The sequence below is a fragment of the Caulobacter sp. DWP3-1-3b2 genome, assembly GCF_049896325.1.
Classification (GTDB): domain Bacteria; phylum Pseudomonadota; class Alphaproteobacteria; order Caulobacterales; family Caulobacteraceae; genus Caulobacter.
The window spans coordinates 18,370-35,368 of the sequence record NZ_JAFCUB010000029.1 but is presented as its reverse complement, the minus strand read 5'-3'; the positions used below and the strand labels follow the sequence as shown (position 1 = coordinate 35,368).

10 protein-coding genes are annotated in these 16,999 nt (G+C 64.5%); 4 read left to right on the top strand and 6 right to left on the bottom strand.

Annotated elements, in window-relative coordinates; translation table 11 throughout:
• Positions 1-185: 185 nt before the first annotated feature.
• The 6 genes from ACP7AG_RS16275 to ACP7AG_RS16250 form a co-directional block, all read right to left on the bottom strand.
• A complete protein-coding gene (locus ACP7AG_RS16275) occupies positions 186-1,187 on the bottom strand; it encodes a glycoside hydrolase family 5 protein (protein ID WP_426032067.1) in 1,002 nt (333 codons plus the stop codon).
• 91 nt (positions 1,188-1,278) lie between these two features.
• The gene (locus ACP7AG_RS16270) at positions 1,279-2,007 is read right to left on the bottom strand and encodes a FadR/GntR family transcriptional regulator (protein WP_426014240.1); all 729 of its coding nucleotides are present in this window, start codon (positions 2,005-2,007) and stop codon (positions 1,279-1,281) included.
• Positions 2,008-2,189: 182 nt separating this feature from the next.
• The gene (locus ACP7AG_RS16265; RefSeq protein ID WP_426014110.1) at positions 2,190-3,758 is read right to left on the bottom strand and encodes a sodium/sugar symporter; all 1,569 of its coding nucleotides are present in this window, start codon (positions 3,756-3,758) and stop codon (positions 2,190-2,192) included.
• 42 nt (positions 3,759-3,800) lie between these two features.
• Complete coding sequence (locus tag ACP7AG_RS16260) at positions 3,801-4,436, bottom strand: 2-dehydro-3-deoxy-6-phosphogalactonate aldolase (RefSeq protein WP_426032065.1); 636 nt, start codon at positions 4,434-4,436, stop codon at positions 3,801-3,803.
• On the bottom strand, positions 4,423-5,364 hold the full coding sequence (locus ACP7AG_RS16255) for a 2-dehydro-3-deoxygalactonokinase (RefSeq protein ID WP_426032063.1): 942 nt from the start codon (positions 5,362-5,364) through the stop codon (positions 4,423-4,425). The genes ACP7AG_RS16260 and ACP7AG_RS16255 overlap by 14 nt, the downstream gene beginning before the upstream one ends.
• Positions 5,365-5,374: 10 nt before the next feature.
• On the bottom strand, positions 5,375-7,111 hold the full coding sequence (locus tag ACP7AG_RS16250) for an IlvD/Edd family dehydratase (RefSeq protein ID WP_426032061.1): 1,737 nt from the start codon (positions 7,109-7,111) through the stop codon (positions 5,375-5,377).
• A gap of 280 nt (positions 7,112-7,391) precedes the next feature.
• On the opposite strand from ACP7AG_RS16250, the gene ACP7AG_RS16245 reads away from it, so the two are divergent.
• The 4 genes from ACP7AG_RS16245 to ACP7AG_RS16230 all read left to right on the top strand — a co-directional run bounded on the left by ACP7AG_RS16245 (position 7,392) and on the right by ACP7AG_RS16230 (position 16,980).
• The gene (locus ACP7AG_RS16245) at positions 7,392-10,400 is read left to right on the top strand and encodes a TonB-dependent receptor (protein WP_426014103.1); all 3,009 of its coding nucleotides are present in this window, start codon (positions 7,392-7,394) and stop codon (positions 10,398-10,400) included.
• 225 nt (positions 10,401-10,625) lie between these two features.
• Positions 10,626-12,125, top strand: a complete 1,500-nt coding sequence (locus ACP7AG_RS16240) for a tryptophan halogenase family protein (RefSeq protein ID WP_426014101.1) — start codon at positions 10,626-10,628, stop codon at positions 12,123-12,125.
• 167 nt (positions 12,126-12,292) lie between these two features.
• Positions 12,293-13,966 (top strand): DUF5597 domain-containing protein, encoded by a 1,674-nt coding sequence (locus ACP7AG_RS16235; protein ID WP_426032059.1) that lies wholly within the window; start codon positions 12,293-12,295, stop codon positions 13,964-13,966.
• A gap of 167 nt (positions 13,967-14,133) precedes the next feature.
• Positions 14,134-16,980 carry a TIM-barrel domain-containing protein gene (locus ACP7AG_RS16230; RefSeq protein WP_426032057.1) on the top strand — a complete coding sequence of 949 codons (2,847 nt, stop codon included), beginning with the start codon at positions 14,134-14,136 and terminating at the stop codon, positions 16,978-16,980.
• Positions 16,981-16,999 lie beyond the last annotated feature (19 nt).

Below are 16,999 nucleotides of genomic sequence, written 5' to 3'. Positions count from 1 at the left end.
CTTCTGCACGGGACGGTTCCTGTGGGGGACTCAGGGTCGGGATGGAATGGCGCGAATTCTCTGCAGTGTCATCCAGAACGAAACCCACCGCCGTTTTCCCGGCGAATGCCGGGACCCAGATTCATCCAGCGCGGCTCGTGGGTTTCACCTGGGCCCCGGCCTTCGCCGGGGAGACGGGAAGGAGACTACGGAACCAGCGCCCGATGGATCGGCGCCACCCACGCATCCTTCTTGATGTCATAGACTACGAAGTCGCTGTCGAACTGCCAGTAGGCCCAGGCCCAGCCGCGTTTCTCGGCCTGGCGGGCGGCCGCGGCGGTGTAGGCGGCGCGGAAGGTCATGCCGCCCTTGTCATAGGCCCCGAACTCACCCAGCAGGATCGGTCGGTCATTGGCCCTGGACCAGGCCTGGACGCCGTCGAAGTCGGTCTTCATCCGCTGGCGTTCGGCCTTCGTGCCCCAGGTCACCCCGGTCTTGGGCGTGTCGGGATTCCACGACGCGCCCTGGTGGGTGAATTCCATCGGCAGGTAATAATGGACGGTGACGATCAGGTGGCGATCGGCGGCCGGCAGGGACAGTTTGTCCAGATGGCTGATATTGTTCCAGAAAGCCGGACCCACGATGACGTTGCGGGTTGGATTGGTGGCGCGCACAATGGGCAGAAGCTCGGCGATCCAGCTGTTCCACAGGTCGTCGGTCAGGCCCTTGTTGGGCTCGTTCAGCAACTCGAAAACCACACCGTCGGGCGCGTCCTTGTAACGCTCGCCGATCTGCCTCCAGAAGGCCGACAGCTTGGGTCTGCAGGTGGCGGGGTCGTCGCCGCAATCGCCGAAATTGTGCTCGTCGAGGATCACCGTCAGCTTCTGGTCCAGCGCGGCCGCGACCACGGCGTCGAGGGTCTTCAGCCAGGCCGGGTCAAGCTGGTTGTCGGCGTCCATGTGCGAGAAGGCATGCAGGTTAATGCGCACCGCATCGAAGCCGCCGTTCTTGATGACCTTGAAATGGCGATCGACCTGGAAGCGGGCCGTGGCCGGGTCCTTCCATAGCGGGTCATAGCCCAGCACGTTGACACCGCGGGTCATGGCCTTGACCTGATCGCGCGGCGTGATTTCGCCGGCGGCCGCCGGCACGACGGCCAGGGCCGATAACAGGGCGCAGGCGGTCAAGGTCTTCAAAACGGAGAGCATGGCGTTTCCTCGCGGGCCCGCGCTTGAAGGCGGGCTCTTTATGACAACGCTGTCACTATTCACCCAAATGGGTCGGTGCGCAACCGCCCGTTCAGGCGTCGCGGCGGGCGGCTTCGGATTCAGTGCCGGGCGAGGCGGCGCGGATCAGTTCCAGCACGTCGACGATGATGATCTGCATGGCGCTCTGGGCGGCGACCGCGTCGCGGGCGATGATCGCGGTGGCCACATCCTCGTGCGACGGGATCGAAGCGGTGCGGCCCTTGATGCGGTTGGTGAAGCGGATCGAGATCCGCAGGGCGGTGTTCACCAGCTCATAAAGGTCGCGATAGAACGGGTTCTTGGTGGCGTTGAGGATTGCCACGTGAAAGGCGATGTCGGCCGACAGCGGATCGTCCTCGCCCTCGGCGGCGGCCTTCATCCGTTCCAGCGCCTTGCGGATACCATCCAGCCCCGCCTTGTCGGCGTTGCGGGCGGCCAAGGCGGCGGCGGCGGGCTCGATGCCCAGCCGCATCTCGGTGAACTCGGCCAGCAGGCGAAGGCTGAACTTGCGTTCCAGCAGCCAGCGCAGGACGTCGGGATCCAGCAGGTTCCACTCGTTCTCTGGCTCGACCACCGTGCCGTGGCGAGGGCGGGCGCTGAGCAGGCCCTTGGCGGTCAGCATCTTGACCGCCTCGCGGGTAACCGTGCGGCTGGCTCCGAACTGCTTGGACAACTCGCCCTCGGTCGGGAAGCCGATCTCGACATATTCGCCGGTGACGATCGATTGGCCCAGCGCTTCGACGAGGCCATAGGTCAGGCTCAGGCCCGGCTGCGTACGGATCGCCAAGTTCACTTTCCCCTCAAACCCCTCTCGAAGCACGAATCTTCGAAAGGTCTGACCTTGTGTAGCGTGCTTCGTCGGCGCCCGGAACAACCATATCTGACGACGCCCCGTCACGGCGAACCGTGACGGGGTTTGAGGTTCAGGCTTGAGCGATCATTGCTACAGCGACGTCCGCATGATCACCACCAGATGGCGTAGAGCGCGATCAGGATCAGGATCACGCCGAGGCCGGCGATGTTGAAGCCGGTGGTGGTCTTGTAGCTGACCCCCTCCAGGCTCACGATATTGACGGCCTTTTTTTGTGGCGCGACCAGTGAGACGACGATCGCCGCGGCCAGGGTCAACAGGAACACCAGGCCGACGCGGTTCATGAACGGGATCACGAACACGCCCATCTTGTCGGCGACGAAGAAGGCGCCTGACAGGGCCGCACCGCCGATTGCGGCCACCAGGGCCGAAGCGGTGGTGGCGCGCTTCCAGAACAGGCCCAGCATGAAGATCACCACGATGCCCGGGGTGAAGAAGCCGGTGAAATCCTGGATGAACTGGAAGGCCTGCTCGGCCTTGCCCAGCAGCGGCTTGGCCATGATGATGCCGATGATCACAGCGATGACGGCGGTGATGCGGCCGACGGTGACGAGGTGGCCTTCGCTTGAGCCGGTCTTGACCTTGGCGTAGATGTCCAAGGTGAAGATGGTGGCGATCGAGTTGATCTTGGCGGCCAGCGACGCGACGATCGCGGCCACGAGGGCGGCGAACACCAGGCCCAGCACGCCGGGCGGCAGCAGCTTCATCATTTCGGGATAGGCTTGGTCGGGCTTGGCCAGGCCGGGCACCAGGATCAAGGCCGCGATGCCCGGCAGCACGACGATCACCGGCATCAACAGCTTGAGATAGGCCGCCAGGGCGATGCCCTTCTGAGCCTCGGCGATGTTCTTGGCGCCGAGGGCGCGCTGGATGATGTATTGGTTGAAGCCCCAATACGAGACGTTCATCACCCACAGGCCGCCGAACAGCACGCTGAGGCCCGGCAGATCCTTGTAGTGCGGGTTGTCCTTCGAAAGGATCATGTCGAACTTTTCAGGGAATTGGGTCGTCAGGTGGTTGAAGCCGGCGACGACGCCCTGGCCCGCGCCGATCTTGTCGAGCGACAGGTAGACGATGATCAGGCCGCCGGTGATCAGCAGGGCCACCTGGACGATATCGGTCAGGGCCACGGCCTTCAGGCCGCCCCACAGCTGATAGGCCAGTGCGAAGACGCCGATGATCACCAAGGCGAGCATCTGGTCGATGCCGGCCACGGTGTGGATGGCGATTGAGCCCAGCCACAGGATCGAGGTCAGGTTCACGAAGACGTAGAGGATAAGCCAGAACACCGCCATCACGTTGCGGACGCTGGGTCCGTACCGCTGTTCCAGGAACTGCGGCATGGTGCTGATGTTGTTCTTCAGGAAGATCGGCAGAAAGAATTTGCCGACGATCAGCAGGGTCAGGGCCGCCATCCACTCGTAGGAGGCGATGGCCAGGCCCAGGGCGTAGCCCGAGCCGCTCATCCCGATGATCTGCTCGGCCGAGATGTTGGCGGCGATCAGCGACGCGCCGATGGCCCACCAAGGCAAGGCCTTGCCCGCCAGGAAGTAGTCGGTGGAGTCCTTCTTGTGGCCGCCCTTGTCGCGGGAAACCCACTGGGCCAGGCCGAAGATGGCGACGGCGTAGATCGCCAGGATGACGAAATCGATGGTTTTCACTGAGGTCCCCCCTAGGGCCGTATTCTCGTTTTGGTGTTGCGCTTAGCTCGGGAACTCGGCGGTCCAGGCGGCGACCAGGGCCTTGGCCCTCTGGCTGACGTCCTGGGCCGAGTAGCCCGGTCGATAGAGTTCGCCGCCGACGCCGATGCCCGACACGCCAGCCTCGATCCAGGGTTTCAGATTGGCCGCGCCGACGCCGCCGACGGCGTAGACGCTGACGTCCTTGGGCAGCACGTCGCGCACCGCCTTGATGTGGCCCGGGCCGAAGGTGCCGGCCGGGAACAGTTTCAGCGAGCGCGCGCCGGCCTCGACGGCGGCGAAGGCTTCGCTGGGCGTGGCGAAGCCGGGCATCACGGTCAGGCCCAGGCCGACGGCGTGGCGGATGACGGCAGGGTCGGTGTTGGGCGTGACAATCAGCTTGCCACCGACGCCGGCCACCTGATCGACGACGTCAGGCGACAGCACGGTGCCCGCGCCGCACAGCGCCTGGTCGCCGAAGGCGGCGCATAGCTTGCCGATGCTGACCAGCGGATCGGGCGAGTTCATCGGCACTTCGATCGCGCCGATCCCGGCCTCGACCAGGGCGGCGGCGACGTCGAGAATCTCCTCGGGCTTGACGCCGCGAAGGATCGCGACGATCGGCGGGGTCTTGGCGTCGGGCGAGCTAGGCAAGGACATGAACTCCACTGTTCTGGGCTGACGACAACGTTGTCAATCCGGCCAGGACAGCCGAGTCGCCATCCACGGATACGCTGGCGCCGCCATGGGCGGTGATGGCTTCGGCATAGAGGACGCTCAGGGCCGGGTCTCCGATCAACGACACTTGGCCCAATTTCCCAAACCAGCTTGAGGTGGTTGCGGTATCAGCGCCTATCAACAGGCCCGACAGGAAGCCCATGGCCTCGTCCTTGGCCAGGCCGTCGAGAAGTTGTCGGCTGCGGGTCTCGAAAATCAGATGGGGCAGGGCGCCAGGACCGTGTTCGACGATCCGGGCCACGCCTCGCGTGAAACCGGCGGCCAGGCCCTCGGCCGATTCGGCGTCGCCAGGCGCCGCCTTGGCCAGGATCGAGTGTTCCCGTAGCAAGGCGTAAATCTCGCCGACTGGCGCCGTGAGGAACGATGTGATCGCCCCGTCGTCGACCACGACCCATTTGGTGTGGGTGCCGGGCAGGGCCAGCAGGTGACGACCCTTGGCGAGGTCGGCGTTAAGGGCCAGGGCGCCGAGGATCTGGGTCTCCTCGCCGCGCATCACATCCGGTCCGCCCAGGGCGTTGCGGCACGACAGGCCTGGCACGATGGCGACCGGCAGGCCGTCCGCGTCGATCTGGATCAGGCGATCGCGGATGTCTGCGGCGCTGGCCGGGCAGGCGGCGTAGGGCGCCTCGACCCAGCCGTTGCGCGAGCCGACCATGCCGCACAGCAGGGCCTGGGAGGGGCCGGCTTCGCGCCAGTCGCCCACCAGCTCGAGGAAAGTCTCGCACGGCGACTTGGACAGGGACCCGATGCCCGGCCCATCTCGCCGATCGAGCACCATCTTGCCCTGCCGCAGGAAGAGCCGCAGGCGCGAGGTGCCCCAGTCGCCAAAGATCGTGACCGAGCTGTCCATGGGGTTCATGTCAATGCGACTCGCGGGTGACGACCGACCCACTAGATCCCACGAGGAAGTCGAGATCCGCGCCTTTGTCGGCGCCTAGCACGTGGTCGATGTACAGCTTGGCGTAGCCGCGCGTCGCCTTGGGTGGTGGCGGATTGGCGCGCCACACCACCAGGCGCGCGGCCATATCCTCGTCGGAGATCAGCAGGTTCAGTGACCGAGCGGGGCCATCCAGCTGGATCTCGTCCCCAGTCCGGACGACCGCCAGCGGGCCGCCGGCCTCGGCCTCGGGCGAGACATGCAGAATGACGGTGCCAAAGGCCGTGCCGCTCATCCGGGCGTCGCTGATGCGCACCATGTCCTTTACGCCCTGTTCCAGCAGCTTGGTCGGCAGCGGCATGTTGCCCACTTCGGGCATGCCCGGATAGCCCTTGGGCCCGCAGCCCTTGAGCACCAGGATCGAGCTGGCGTCGACATCCAGGGCCGGATCGTCGATGCGGGCCTTGAAGTCCTCGATGGTCTCGAACACCACGGCCTTGCCGCGATGGGTGAGCAGTTCGGGGCTGGCCGCGCTGGGCTTCATCACCGCCCCGCCGGGGGCCAGGTTGCCGCGCAGCACCCAGATGCCGCTGTCGGGCTTCACCGGGTTCTCGACGCCGCGAATGACCTCGCCATTATAGACCTCGGCCTTTTCGTACTGAGCGCCGATCGGCGCGCCGGTCACGGTCAGGGCGGTGGGGTCCAGGAGCGGTTGGAGTTGCTTCATCACCGCCGGCACCCCGCCGGCATAGTGCAGGTCTTCCATCAGGAAGCGGCCCGAGGGCTGCAGGTCGACCAGCAGCGGCACGTCGCGCGACAGATGATCGAAGTCCTCCAGGCTCAGTTCGACACCCAACCGACCCGCCAGGGCCAGCAGATGGATGACCGCATTGGTCGAGCCGCCGATCGCCGCGTGGACGCGCAGAGCGTTCTCGAACGCGGCGCGCGTGCAGACCTGAGACATGGTCCGCCCGTCATGCACCATGCGGACGATGGCCCGGCCGGTCTCGTGCGACATCGCCGCGCGGCGGGCGTCGACGGCCGGAATGGTCGCGTTGTACGGCAGGCTCATGCCCATGGCCTCGACGATCGAGGCCATGGTCGAGGCTGTGCCCATGGTCATGCAGGTGCCAGGCGAGCGGCTCATGCCGCTCTCGGCTGACATGAAGTCCGGCAGGGTCATCTCGCCGGCCCGGACGGCCTCGGAGAACTTCCAGACGTCGGTGCCCGAGCCGATGTCCTTGCCGCGGAACTTGCCGTTCAGCATCGGACCCGAGCTGATCACGATGGTCGGCAGATCGACGCTGGCCGCGCCCATCATCTGGCCCGGCGTGGTCTTGTCGCAGCCGCCCAGCAGCACGACGCCGTCGATGGGATTGCCGCGGATCGACTCCTCGACATCCATGGCCAGCAGGTTGCGAAACAGCATGGCGGTCGGCCGCATCTGGGTCTCGCCCAGCGACATGGCCGGAAACTCCAGCGGCAGGCCGCCAGCCTCCCAGACGCCACGCTTCACATGCTCGGCGATGTCGCGCAGGCCCGCGTTGCAAGGCGTGATTTCGGACCAGGTATTGCAGATGCCGATCACTGGCCGGCCGTCGAACACATCGTCCGGAAGGCCCTGGCTCTTCATCCAGCTGCGATGGATGAAACCGTCGCGATCCAGCTTTCCATAGCTGGCGCTGCTGCGGAAGCGACCGCTTCCGTTTCCTTGACTCATGTTCTTCCCTGACGCCCCCGGGCAACGATAAGCGCCCGATCCTCGTCATTTATAGTATAATAACGATGGTGGCAAACTCCCCTGTTTCAGGAGGGATTTGGCGGGCGTGGCGCTAAAGTCGCGCCTTTCAATGCAAAATGATAGCGCTATCAATTCCCGCTTGAAAGTATCACTTATATGACTAAAGGTCCGCTCCAGATCGTGTGATCGCCGAGCGCGACGCACGTCACTGGCGCCTTAAGAGCGCCAGGACGGATCTCTCTGGGGGAAGGAAACGGGAATGCCACGTCGCAATCTGTCTCATCGCAATCTGATGCTCATGGGCGCCTCAGCGCTTGTGCTCTGCGCCGCCGCGCCAGTCGTGGCGTTCGCTCAAACCGCCCCGGCGACCACCGACACGGTCGAGGAAGTCGTCGTCACCGGCCAGCGGGCGGCCCTGCAATCGGCTCAGAAGCTGAAGCAGAACGCCGACGAGGTGGTCGATTCCATCGTCGCCGACGATATTGGCAAGCTGCCCGACCGGTCGGTCACCGAGGCGCTGCAACGCGTCGTCGGCGTCACCATCGACCACACGATGTCGCGCGGCGATCCCGAGCACTATTCGGTCGAGGGCAGCGGTGTGAACATTCGCGGCCTGACCTATGTGCGCTCAGAACTGAACGGTCGCGACAGCTTCACCGCCAACGGCGGCCGTAGCCTGAGCTTCGAGGACGTCCCGCCCGAGTTGATGGCCGGCGTCGATATCTACAAGAACCCCTCGGCCGAGCAGATCGAAGGCGCCGTCGGCGGCCTGGTCAACCTGCGCACCCAGATGCCGTTCGACCAGAAGGGTTTCAAGGCTTCGGTCTCGGCCCAGGGCAGCTATGGTGAACTGACCAAGGGCAAGGCGACCCCGTCGGGCTCGATCCTGCTCAGCGACCGCTGGGACACCAATATCGGCGAATTCGGCGCCCTGGTCGATCTGGCCTATTCAGAAAGCAAGACGCGGACCGACGGCATCCAGGTCGAGCCCTACTACCAGCGCGCCTATGATGGCACGACCCTGCTGGTGAACCCGACCGCGACCCAGTTTGCGGCGGCGCAGAAGGTCTGGATCCCGAAGGGCGTCAACTGGCGCACGCTGGAGTTCGATCGCAAGCGCTTCGGCGCCTACGGCGCCCTGCAATGGCGGCCGACCGACAAAATCGAGATGTCGCTCACCTACTTCCGCAGCCAGTACAAGATGGACTGGAGCGAGTACGCGATCTTCTCGCAGGCCAATGTCTGGAACATCCAGGGCTCGAACCTGAAGTTCAACGATAGAGGAGTGCTGCAGTCGGGGACGCTCACGGATCCGACCGACAAAGGCATTAATTTCAACGACGACGTCCGGGCCGCCAACCGCAAGTCGGTGACCGCCGACACGGCCTACAAGATCAAGTGGGAAGCCACCGACCGCCTGACCATTACCTCGGACCTGCAATATGTCCGCGCCACGACCGACGGCTTTGACTCCACCGTGGCGACTGGCTTGCTCGTGCCGTCGGAACAGATCGACCTGACGGGCAAGGTCCCGACGGTGACGGCCAACGCCGCCTATCTGGCCGACAAGAACAACTATTACTGGGGGTTCACGATGGACCACCAGGACAAGAGCCTGGCCCACGAATGGGCCTGGCGAACCGACGCCGACTACCGTTTCGACAGCAGCATCTTCCGTTCGCTACGGGTCGGCGCGCGCTTCAGCGACCGGGACTCCCTCAACGACCAGGCGCCCTACAACTGGTCGGCCGTCAGCCAGCCCTGGCAGGTCGGGTGGAACATTTCGGGGCTGGCCAAGCTGAGCGATCCGCGCTTCCAGGCGGCGACCACGCTGCACAGCTTCAGCAACTTCTTCAACGGCCAGGCTGACACGCCGGCCGCGGTGATTTTCCCGGACGCCTCGCTGGCTCTCGGTTTCCCGGCAAGCTACGTGGCGCTTCACAAGTATCATGACATCCTGTGCGCCGAGCAGGTGGCGGCCCAGGGTTGGGGCTCATGCGACGTCTGGGCGCCCAGTTCCTTTGGCAACGACGCCTACCGCAACAGCCAGGACGAAAAGTCCTATGCGGTCTACAGCCAGCTGCGGTTCGGTTTCGATGACTTGAAGTATCCGATCGACGGCAATGTCGGTATCCGGGCGGTCAAGACGGTGCTGCACGCGCGCGGGGTGATCGCCCTGGCGGCGTCGAACATCGGCCAGAACACCTCGCCGACGCCGGTTCCGGTCTTCACGGCCAGCACGGTAAAGCAGGCCTTCCAGAACGACTACACCGACTACCTGCCCAGCCTGAACCTTCGGATGAAAGTTACGCCAGAGTTCCAGGTCCGCCTGGCCATGGCCAAGGCGATCGCCCGGCCCGACTTCAGCCAGCTCCAGGCCTACACCAGCTTGTCGCCGACCTATGTGACCTCGGGAACGGTCATCACCGGCACCAGCCTCACCGGCACGGCCAGCGGCAACCCCTACCTGACCCCGACCAAGTCGGATCAGTATGACCTGTCGGCCGAATGGTACTTCGCGCCGGCCGGTTCGCTGACCTTCGCGGCGTTCTACAAGCATCTGTCGGACGTGGTGATCAACCAGGTTTCGACGATCCAGGCCAAGGACACCACGGGCACAGTCTACAACTTCACCACCACGTCGCCAGTCAACGGCGCGCGCGGTCTAGCGCGCGGATTCGAGGTGGCCTACCAGCAGTATTTCGACTTCCTGCCGGGCTTGCTTTCGGGCTTCGGCGTGCAGGCCAACTACACCTATGTCGACAGCCGTCAGCACCTCTACACTCCAGTCAACTCGGCGCTGTGCACCGATAGCAGCGGCGGCGCGACAAATCTCAACCTGAACCTCAACGGCTGCGACACTGATGGTCGGACCTTCGGCAACCTGCCCTTGGCCAACCTGTCGAAGAATAGCTACAACTTGGCGCTTCTCTACGACAAGGGTCCGGTCTCGGCGCGCCTGGCCTACAATTGGCGGTCCAAGTACCTGCAGGCTGTCAACGTCAATGGCACGCAAGGCACAGATGGCGGCGCAAACGGCCAGAGCCAGAGCATCGCCTGGGGCCTGCCGACCTGGGCCGACGACTACGGTCAGCTGGACGGTTCGATCTTCTACAAGATCAATGAGAAGGTCACGATCGGCCTGGAAGCTCAGAACCTGACGGACTCGGTTTACAAGCAGCTGATGCAACAGCACGTCGGCACGATGGGCCGGGCCTGGTTCGCCAGCGGCCCGCGCTACACCGCGCAGATCCGCGCGACGTTCTAGAAATGACGTGATCCACACGGACCCGCGCTCCACCGAGCGCGGGTTTCGTGCTGTCTAGAGCATTTCCCGACCTGACTGCGTCAGGCCGTGAGCTCTAATCGTTTGTTTTGAGGCATTTTTCTTCACGCGAACCGGAACCACTTCGCTCGAAAAATGCTCTAGCGACCGGGTCAGGCGCGCGTCGTGGCGCCGGCCCGAACCTGAGCGTCCTGGGAGGGAACAGAGGTGTCCGACAAGGCCATCCGCAAGATCGTCATCGTCGGCGGCGGGACCGCCGGCTGGATGGCCGCCGCTCCGCTCGCCAAGATGCTGGGCGGGCGGTGCGAGATCGAATTAATCGAGTCCGAGGAAATCGGCACGGTGGGGGTCGGCGAGGCCACCCTGCCCACCATTCGCTTCTACAATCGCGCCCTGGAGCTGGACGGGGTCGATTTCATTCGCAAGACCCAGGCGACCTTCAAGCTCGGCATCGAGTTCCGCGACTGGGGCCGCGTGGGGTCCAAGTTCTTCCATGGTTTTGGCGATTACGGTCCGCGGATCGAGAACCGTTCGCCACACCATCACTGGCTAAGACTGCGGGCCCTGGGCGACATGACGCCGATTGACGCCTGCTCGGTGTCGGCCAGCGCGGCGGCCGTCGACCGGTTCACGCCGCCGGTGGGAGACGCGCCGTCGGTATTCAACGCCTATTCCTACGCCTTCCACTTCGACGCCTCGCTCTATGCCCGCTACCTGCGCGACTATGCCGAGACGCGGGGGGTAAAGCGCACAGAGGGCAAGATCGTCGATGTGAAGCTGCGCGGGGAGGACGGCTTCATTGAGCGCCTGGTGCTGGCCAATGGGACCGAGGTCGAGGGCGATCTCTTCCTGGACTGTTCAGGCTTTCGCGGGCTGCTGATCGAGCAGGCGCTGAAGACCGGCTACGAGGACTGGTCGCGCTGGCTGCCCTGCAACAGCGCTTGGGCCGTGCCCTGCGAAAGCGTCGCACCATTGACGCCTTATACGCGTTCGACGGCCCGCTCGGCGGGCTGGCAATGGCGCATCCCGCTGCAGCACCGGATCGGCAACGGCCATGTGTTTTGCGACGGCTTCATCGAGCGCGACGAGGCCGCCCGCGTTTTGATGGCCAATCTGGACGGCAAGCCCCTGGACGACCCGCGTCCGCTGCGCTTCACCACGGGTCGCCGGCGCAGGGCCTGGAACCGCAACTGCATTGCCCTTGGCTTGGCCGGCGGCTTCCTGGAACCGCTCGAATCAACCAGTATCCAGCTGATCGAAAACGGCGTGGGTCGGCTGATCGAGCTGTTCCCCGACCGCGACTTCGACCCCAGCCTGGCTGACGAATATAATCGCCGGATGGACACTCAATTCGAGAGCGTCCGCGACTTTCTCATCTTGCACTACAAGGCCACCACTCGCGACGATTCCGAGTTCTGGCGCTATTGCCGCGACATGCCGATCCCTGATCGCCTGGCTCATCAGATCGAGCTGTTCCGGAGTAGCGGCCGCGTGTCGATCCACGATCCGGAGTCGTTCTCCGAACCCAGCTGGATCGCCATGTATCTGGGGCTGGGGGTCGAGCCTCGATCGCACGATCCGATGGTCGATCTGATCGACGAGGGAGCCTTGCGCGGCCATTTCGAGCGTATCCGAGGCTTGGTCCGCCAGACGGTGGACGCCATGCCAAGCCAGTCGGACTTCATCGCGCGCAACTGCCAGGCTTGATGACGCCCGGAGGCCTCATCAGCTCGATGAGAGCGGCACTGGATGAAGGCGCATATCGCCTTGCAAAGCTGGCAGCCTCGGCTATTTGTCGTATTATACATATGGTAGCGGTAACGAGCTGTCGCGGCGATCTTCGTGCGACGACGGCCAATAGGGGAGGGGACAGAATGCGACCCCACAGGACCATCGCGAACAAGGCCAAGATCCCGTTCGGTCGAGCCCTTTCGCACGCCCTCGTATCGCTTATCGCGCTGGCAGCCGCGAGCGCCGCTCCAGCGATTGCGGCCGAGGCCTCAATCCCCAAATTTGTCGCCAAGGATGGTCGTCACGCCCTGCTGGTGGATGGCGCGCCGTTCCTGATGCTGGGCCTGCAAGTCAACAACTCCAGCAACTACCCTTCGCAGTTGCCCAAGGTCTGGCCGGCCGCCAAGGCGATGCATGTCAACACCCTGGAAGTGCCGATCGCCTGGGAGCAGATCGAGCCGGTCGAGGGGCGGTTCGACTTCTCGTTCGTCGACGTGCTGCTCAGGCAGGCCCGCGACAACGACGTGAAGCTGGTCCTGCTGTGGTTCGGGACGTGGAAGAATAATGGTCCAAGTTACGCCCCCGAATGGGTCAAGCTGGACAACAACCGCTTTCCGCGGGTGATCACCGCCAAGGGCGAGACCCGCAACTCGCTGTCGCCGCACTTCCCCGCCACGCTGGAGGCCGACAAGAAGGCCTTCGTGCAGTTGATGCGCCATTTGAAGGCCGCCGATCCGGATCACACGGTGATCCTGATCCAGCCAGAGAACGAGACCGGCGCCTACAGCGCCGTCCGCGACTATTCCCCTACCGCCCAAAAGTTGTTCGCGGGTCCTGTGCCGGCCCAGCTGGTCAAGGCCATGGGCAAGACGCCTGGAACCTGGAGCCAGGTGTTCGGCAAGGACGCCGACGAATATTTCTACGCCTGGTCGATCGGCCGCTACGTCAATGAGATCGCCGCCGCCGGCAAGCGCGAGCTGCCGCTGCCGATGTATGTCAACGCCGCCCTGCGCGACCCATTCAAGTATCAGGACCCCTACACCTACTCGTCGGGCGGGCCGACCTGGAATGTGCTCGAGGTCTGGAAGGCGGCGGCCCCGTCGATCGACGCCATTGCGCCGGACATCTACATGCGCGAGAGCGACAATGTTCGCAAAACGCTGGAGCAGTACGACCGCCCCGACAATCCGCTGTTCGTCCCAGAGATCGGCAGCGACAAGGGCTATGCGCGCCACGTCTATGACGTGCTGGGCCGCCACGGGATCGGCTTCTCGCCATTTGGCCTGGATCAGACCGGCTATTCCAACTACCCGCTGGGCGCCAAGACGGTGGACGCCCAGGCGCTGGAGAATTTCGCGGTCCACTACCGCCTGTTGGCCCCTATGGCGCGCGAATGGGCCAGGCTGGCCTATGAGGGCAATGTCTGGGGCGCTGGCGAGGCCGATGACCGCAAGGCCGAGACCCTGAAACTGGGTGACCGCTGGACGGCGACGCTGTCCTACGGCGAATGGCAGTTCGGCTCGATCGACCAGCCTTGGATGGGCAAGGCCGAAAAGCAGCCCGGTCGCGAGGTGCCCGACGGCGGCGCCCTGATCGCTCAGCTGTCGCCCAACGAATTTCTGATCACCGGCTATCGCGCTCGCGTCAGCTTCGGTTCGGTCAAGGGCGAACGGTTCCTGATGGCGCGGGTCGAGGAAGGCCATTTCGAGGACGGCCAGTGGGTCTTCGATCGCCTGTGGAATGGCGACCAGACCGACTACGGCCTCAACCTGACCACCACGCCGCAGGTGCTGAAGGTTAAGCTGGCCACGTACTAGATCGAACCTTCATCCATCCCGAACCCGTTTTCCCGGCGAAAGCCGGGACCCAGATTCATCCGAAGCCTCTTGCGGGTTTCACCTGGGCCCCGACCTTCGCCGGGGAGACGGAAATAGGGCTGGCGCCGATAACAACACCCAATGATGGGGAAGAGAACCCGATGCGCATGCATGTGAGATCCACCGGCCTCGTCGCCGGCTTGACCCTGGCCCTGCTGGCCTCGACCAGCGCCTTCGCCCTGGACGGGGCTTTCGAGAAGACCGCTGACGGCGTGATCGTCACCCCCGCCTCGGGACCCGCCAAGAAGGTCCGGCTGCAGGTGATGGGCGAGCGCGTGATCCACGTCACCGCCACCCCCACCGACAGCCTGGATGTGCCGGCCAGCCTGATGGTCATCGCCAAGCCCGGCGGCGCTTTCACGGTCAGCGAGGCCGGCGGCAAGGTCGTTGTCAAGGCCGGCAAGGCGAGCGCCGAGGTGTCGCTGGCCGACGGGGCGGTCAGCTTCCGCGACGAGGCCGGCAAGCTGGTGCTCAGCGAGAACGGCCGCCGGTCGTTCAAGTCCGAGACCATCGACGGCAAGACCTTCTACGGCGTCAGCCAACAGTTCAATCCGGATACGGACGAGGCCTTCTACGGCCTGGGCCAGCACCAGAACGGCCAGATGAACTATAACGGCCAGGACGTCGAACTGGCCCAGTACAACCGCGACATCGCGGTGCCCTTCGTGCTGTCGACCCGCAACTACGGCCTGCTGTGGGAAAACAACGGCATCACCCGGTTTGGCGACCCGACGCCCTACGACCTGGCCTCACGCGACTTGAAGCTCTTCGACGCGGACGGCAAGGCGGGCGGCTTCACCGCCAAATACTATGTCGGCGACGCGCTGAAGTTCACCCGCGTGGAGGCCGACATCAACTACCGCTATCTGAAGGACCTGCCCAACTGGCCGGCCGAACTGACCGGTCCGGACAAGAAGCCGCTGAAGGGAGCGCGGGTGGTCTGGGAAGGCTCGGTCGAGGCCCCGGTCGCTGGCGTCCAGAAGTTCAAGCTCTATTCCAGCAGCTACGCCAAGGTCTATGTCGACGGAAAGCTGACGATCGACCGCTGGCGCCAGAACTGGAACCCCTGGTTCCACAACTTCACCTCCAGCATGACGCCCGGGACCCAGCACAAGATCCGCGTCGAGTGGGAGCCCAACGACGGCTACATCGCCCTGCTGCACAATAATCCGATCCCGGCCGCCGATCAGAAGTCACTGACCTTCACCTCTGACGTCGCCCACGCCATCGACTACTACTATGTCGGCGGGACCGACCTGGACCAGGTGATCGGCGGCTATCGCGGCCTGACCGGGGATGCGGTGATGATGCCGCGCTGGGCCTATGGCCTGTGGCAGAGCCGCCAGCGCTACGAGACCGCCGACCAACTGCTGGGCGTGGTCAAGGAGTACCGGGCCCGCAAGCTGCCGCTCGACAACATCGTCGAGGACTGGCGCTACTGGAAGGACGACAGCTGGGGCAGCCACAAGTTCGACGAGACCCGCTTCCCCGACCCCAAGGCGATGATCGACGAGGTCCACGGCCTCAACGCCCATTTCATGATCTCGATCTGGGCCAAATTCTATCCGACCACGGATCACTATAAGGAGTTCGACGCCAAGGGCTTGATGTACAAGCGCAACATCGAGCAAGGCGCGCTCGACTGGGTGGGACCGGGCTATCTGAACTCGTTCTACGACCCCTATTCCAAGGAGGCGCGCGACATCTACTGGCGTCAGGTCAAGGACAGCCTGAAGGTCTATGGCGTCGACGCCTGGTGGATGGACAGCGACGAGCCGGACATGCACTCCAATCTCGACATTCCCGAGCGCACCCTGCGCATGGGGCCGACGGCCATGGGTCCTGGGGCGGAGTTCTTCAACTCGTTCCCGCTGATCCACACCAGCGGCGTGTTCGAGGGCGAGCATGAACTGAACCCCGACAAGCGCAGCTTCATCCTGTCGCGCTCGGGCTTCGGCGGCATCCAGCGCAACGGCGTGGCCCTGTGGAGCGGCGACGTGGTCGCCCGCTGGGACGACTTCAAAGACCAGATTTCGGCGGGCGTGAACCTGTCGATGTCGGGCATCCCCAACTGGACCACCGACATCGGCGGCTTCTCGGTCGAGGATCGCTACACCAACAAGGACCCCGCCCACTGGGCCGAATGGCAGGAGCTGAACCTGCGCTGGTTCCAGTTCGGGGCCTTCAGCCCGCTGTTCCGCAGCCACGGCGAATTCCCGTTCCGCGAGATCTACAACCTCGCCGACGAGGGCACCGACGTCTACAAGAGCCTGGCCTGGTACGACGAGCTTCGCTACCGGCTGATGCCCTATGTCTACACCCTGGCGGCCGACACCTACCACCACGATGGCAGCATGATGCGCGGCCTGGTGATGGATTTCCCGGCCGACAAGACGGCGCGCGACATCAATGACGAGTATCTGTTCGGCAAGGCGTTCCTGGTCGCCCCGGTCACCGAGTTCAAGGCCCGTTCGCGCCAGGTCTACCTGCCGGCCGGCGCGTCGTGGTTCGACTTCGAGACCGGCAAGGCCTTCAAGGGCGGCCAGACGATCAAGGCCGACGCGCCGCTCAACCGCATGCCGCTGTTCGTGAAGGCCGGCTCGATCGTGCCGACCACCGTCGTGCAACAGTACGTGGGCGAGCAGCCCGACGCCCCGCTGACCGTGGTGGTCTATACCGGCGCCGACGGGACCTATGAGCTCTACGAGGACGACGGCCTCAGCAACGGCTATGAGCGCGGGGCCTTTAGCCGCATCCCGATGCGCTACGACAACGCGTCGGGCCGCCTGACGATCGGCGCGCGGGCGGGGACGTTCAAGGGCATGCTCGCCAACCGCATGATCAAGGTCCGCTTCATCGGCGGCGGCGGCGGCGCCAAGCCGGTCGACTTCGACACGGTGGACGCGACGGTCGCCTATGCCGGCCAGGCCGTAATGGTGACTCGGAAGAAGTAGAACAAGTCCTCCCCCACGG

Bases quoted from the DNA above. Each gene is read 5' to 3' on its own strand.
- ACP7AG_RS16230 (WP_426032057.1), top strand. From the start codon at position 14,134: ATGCATGTGAGATCCACCGGCCTCGTCGCCGGCTTGACCCTGGCCCTG.
- ACP7AG_RS16275 (WP_426032067.1), bottom strand. From the start codon at position 1,187: ATGCTCTCCGTTTTGAAGACCTTGACCGCCTGCGCCCTGTTATCGGCC.
- ACP7AG_RS16235 (WP_426032059.1), top strand. From the start codon at position 12,293: ATGCGACCCCACAGGACCATCGCGAACAAGGCCAAGATCCCGTTCGGT.
- ACP7AG_RS16245 (WP_426014103.1), top strand. From the start codon at position 7,392: ATGCCACGTCGCAATCTGTCTCATCGCAATCTGATGCTCATGGGCGCC.
- ACP7AG_RS16250 (WP_426032061.1), bottom strand. From the start codon at position 7,111: ATGAGTCAAGGAAACGGAAGCGGTCGCTTCCGCAGCAGCGCCAGCTAT.
- ACP7AG_RS16260 (WP_426032065.1), bottom strand. From the start codon at position 4,436: ATGTCCTTGCCTAGCTCGCCCGACGCCAAGACCCCGCCGATCGTCGCG.
- ACP7AG_RS16255 (WP_426032063.1), bottom strand. From the start codon at position 5,364: ATGGACAGCTCGGTCACGATCTTTGGCGACTGGGGCACCTCGCGCCTG.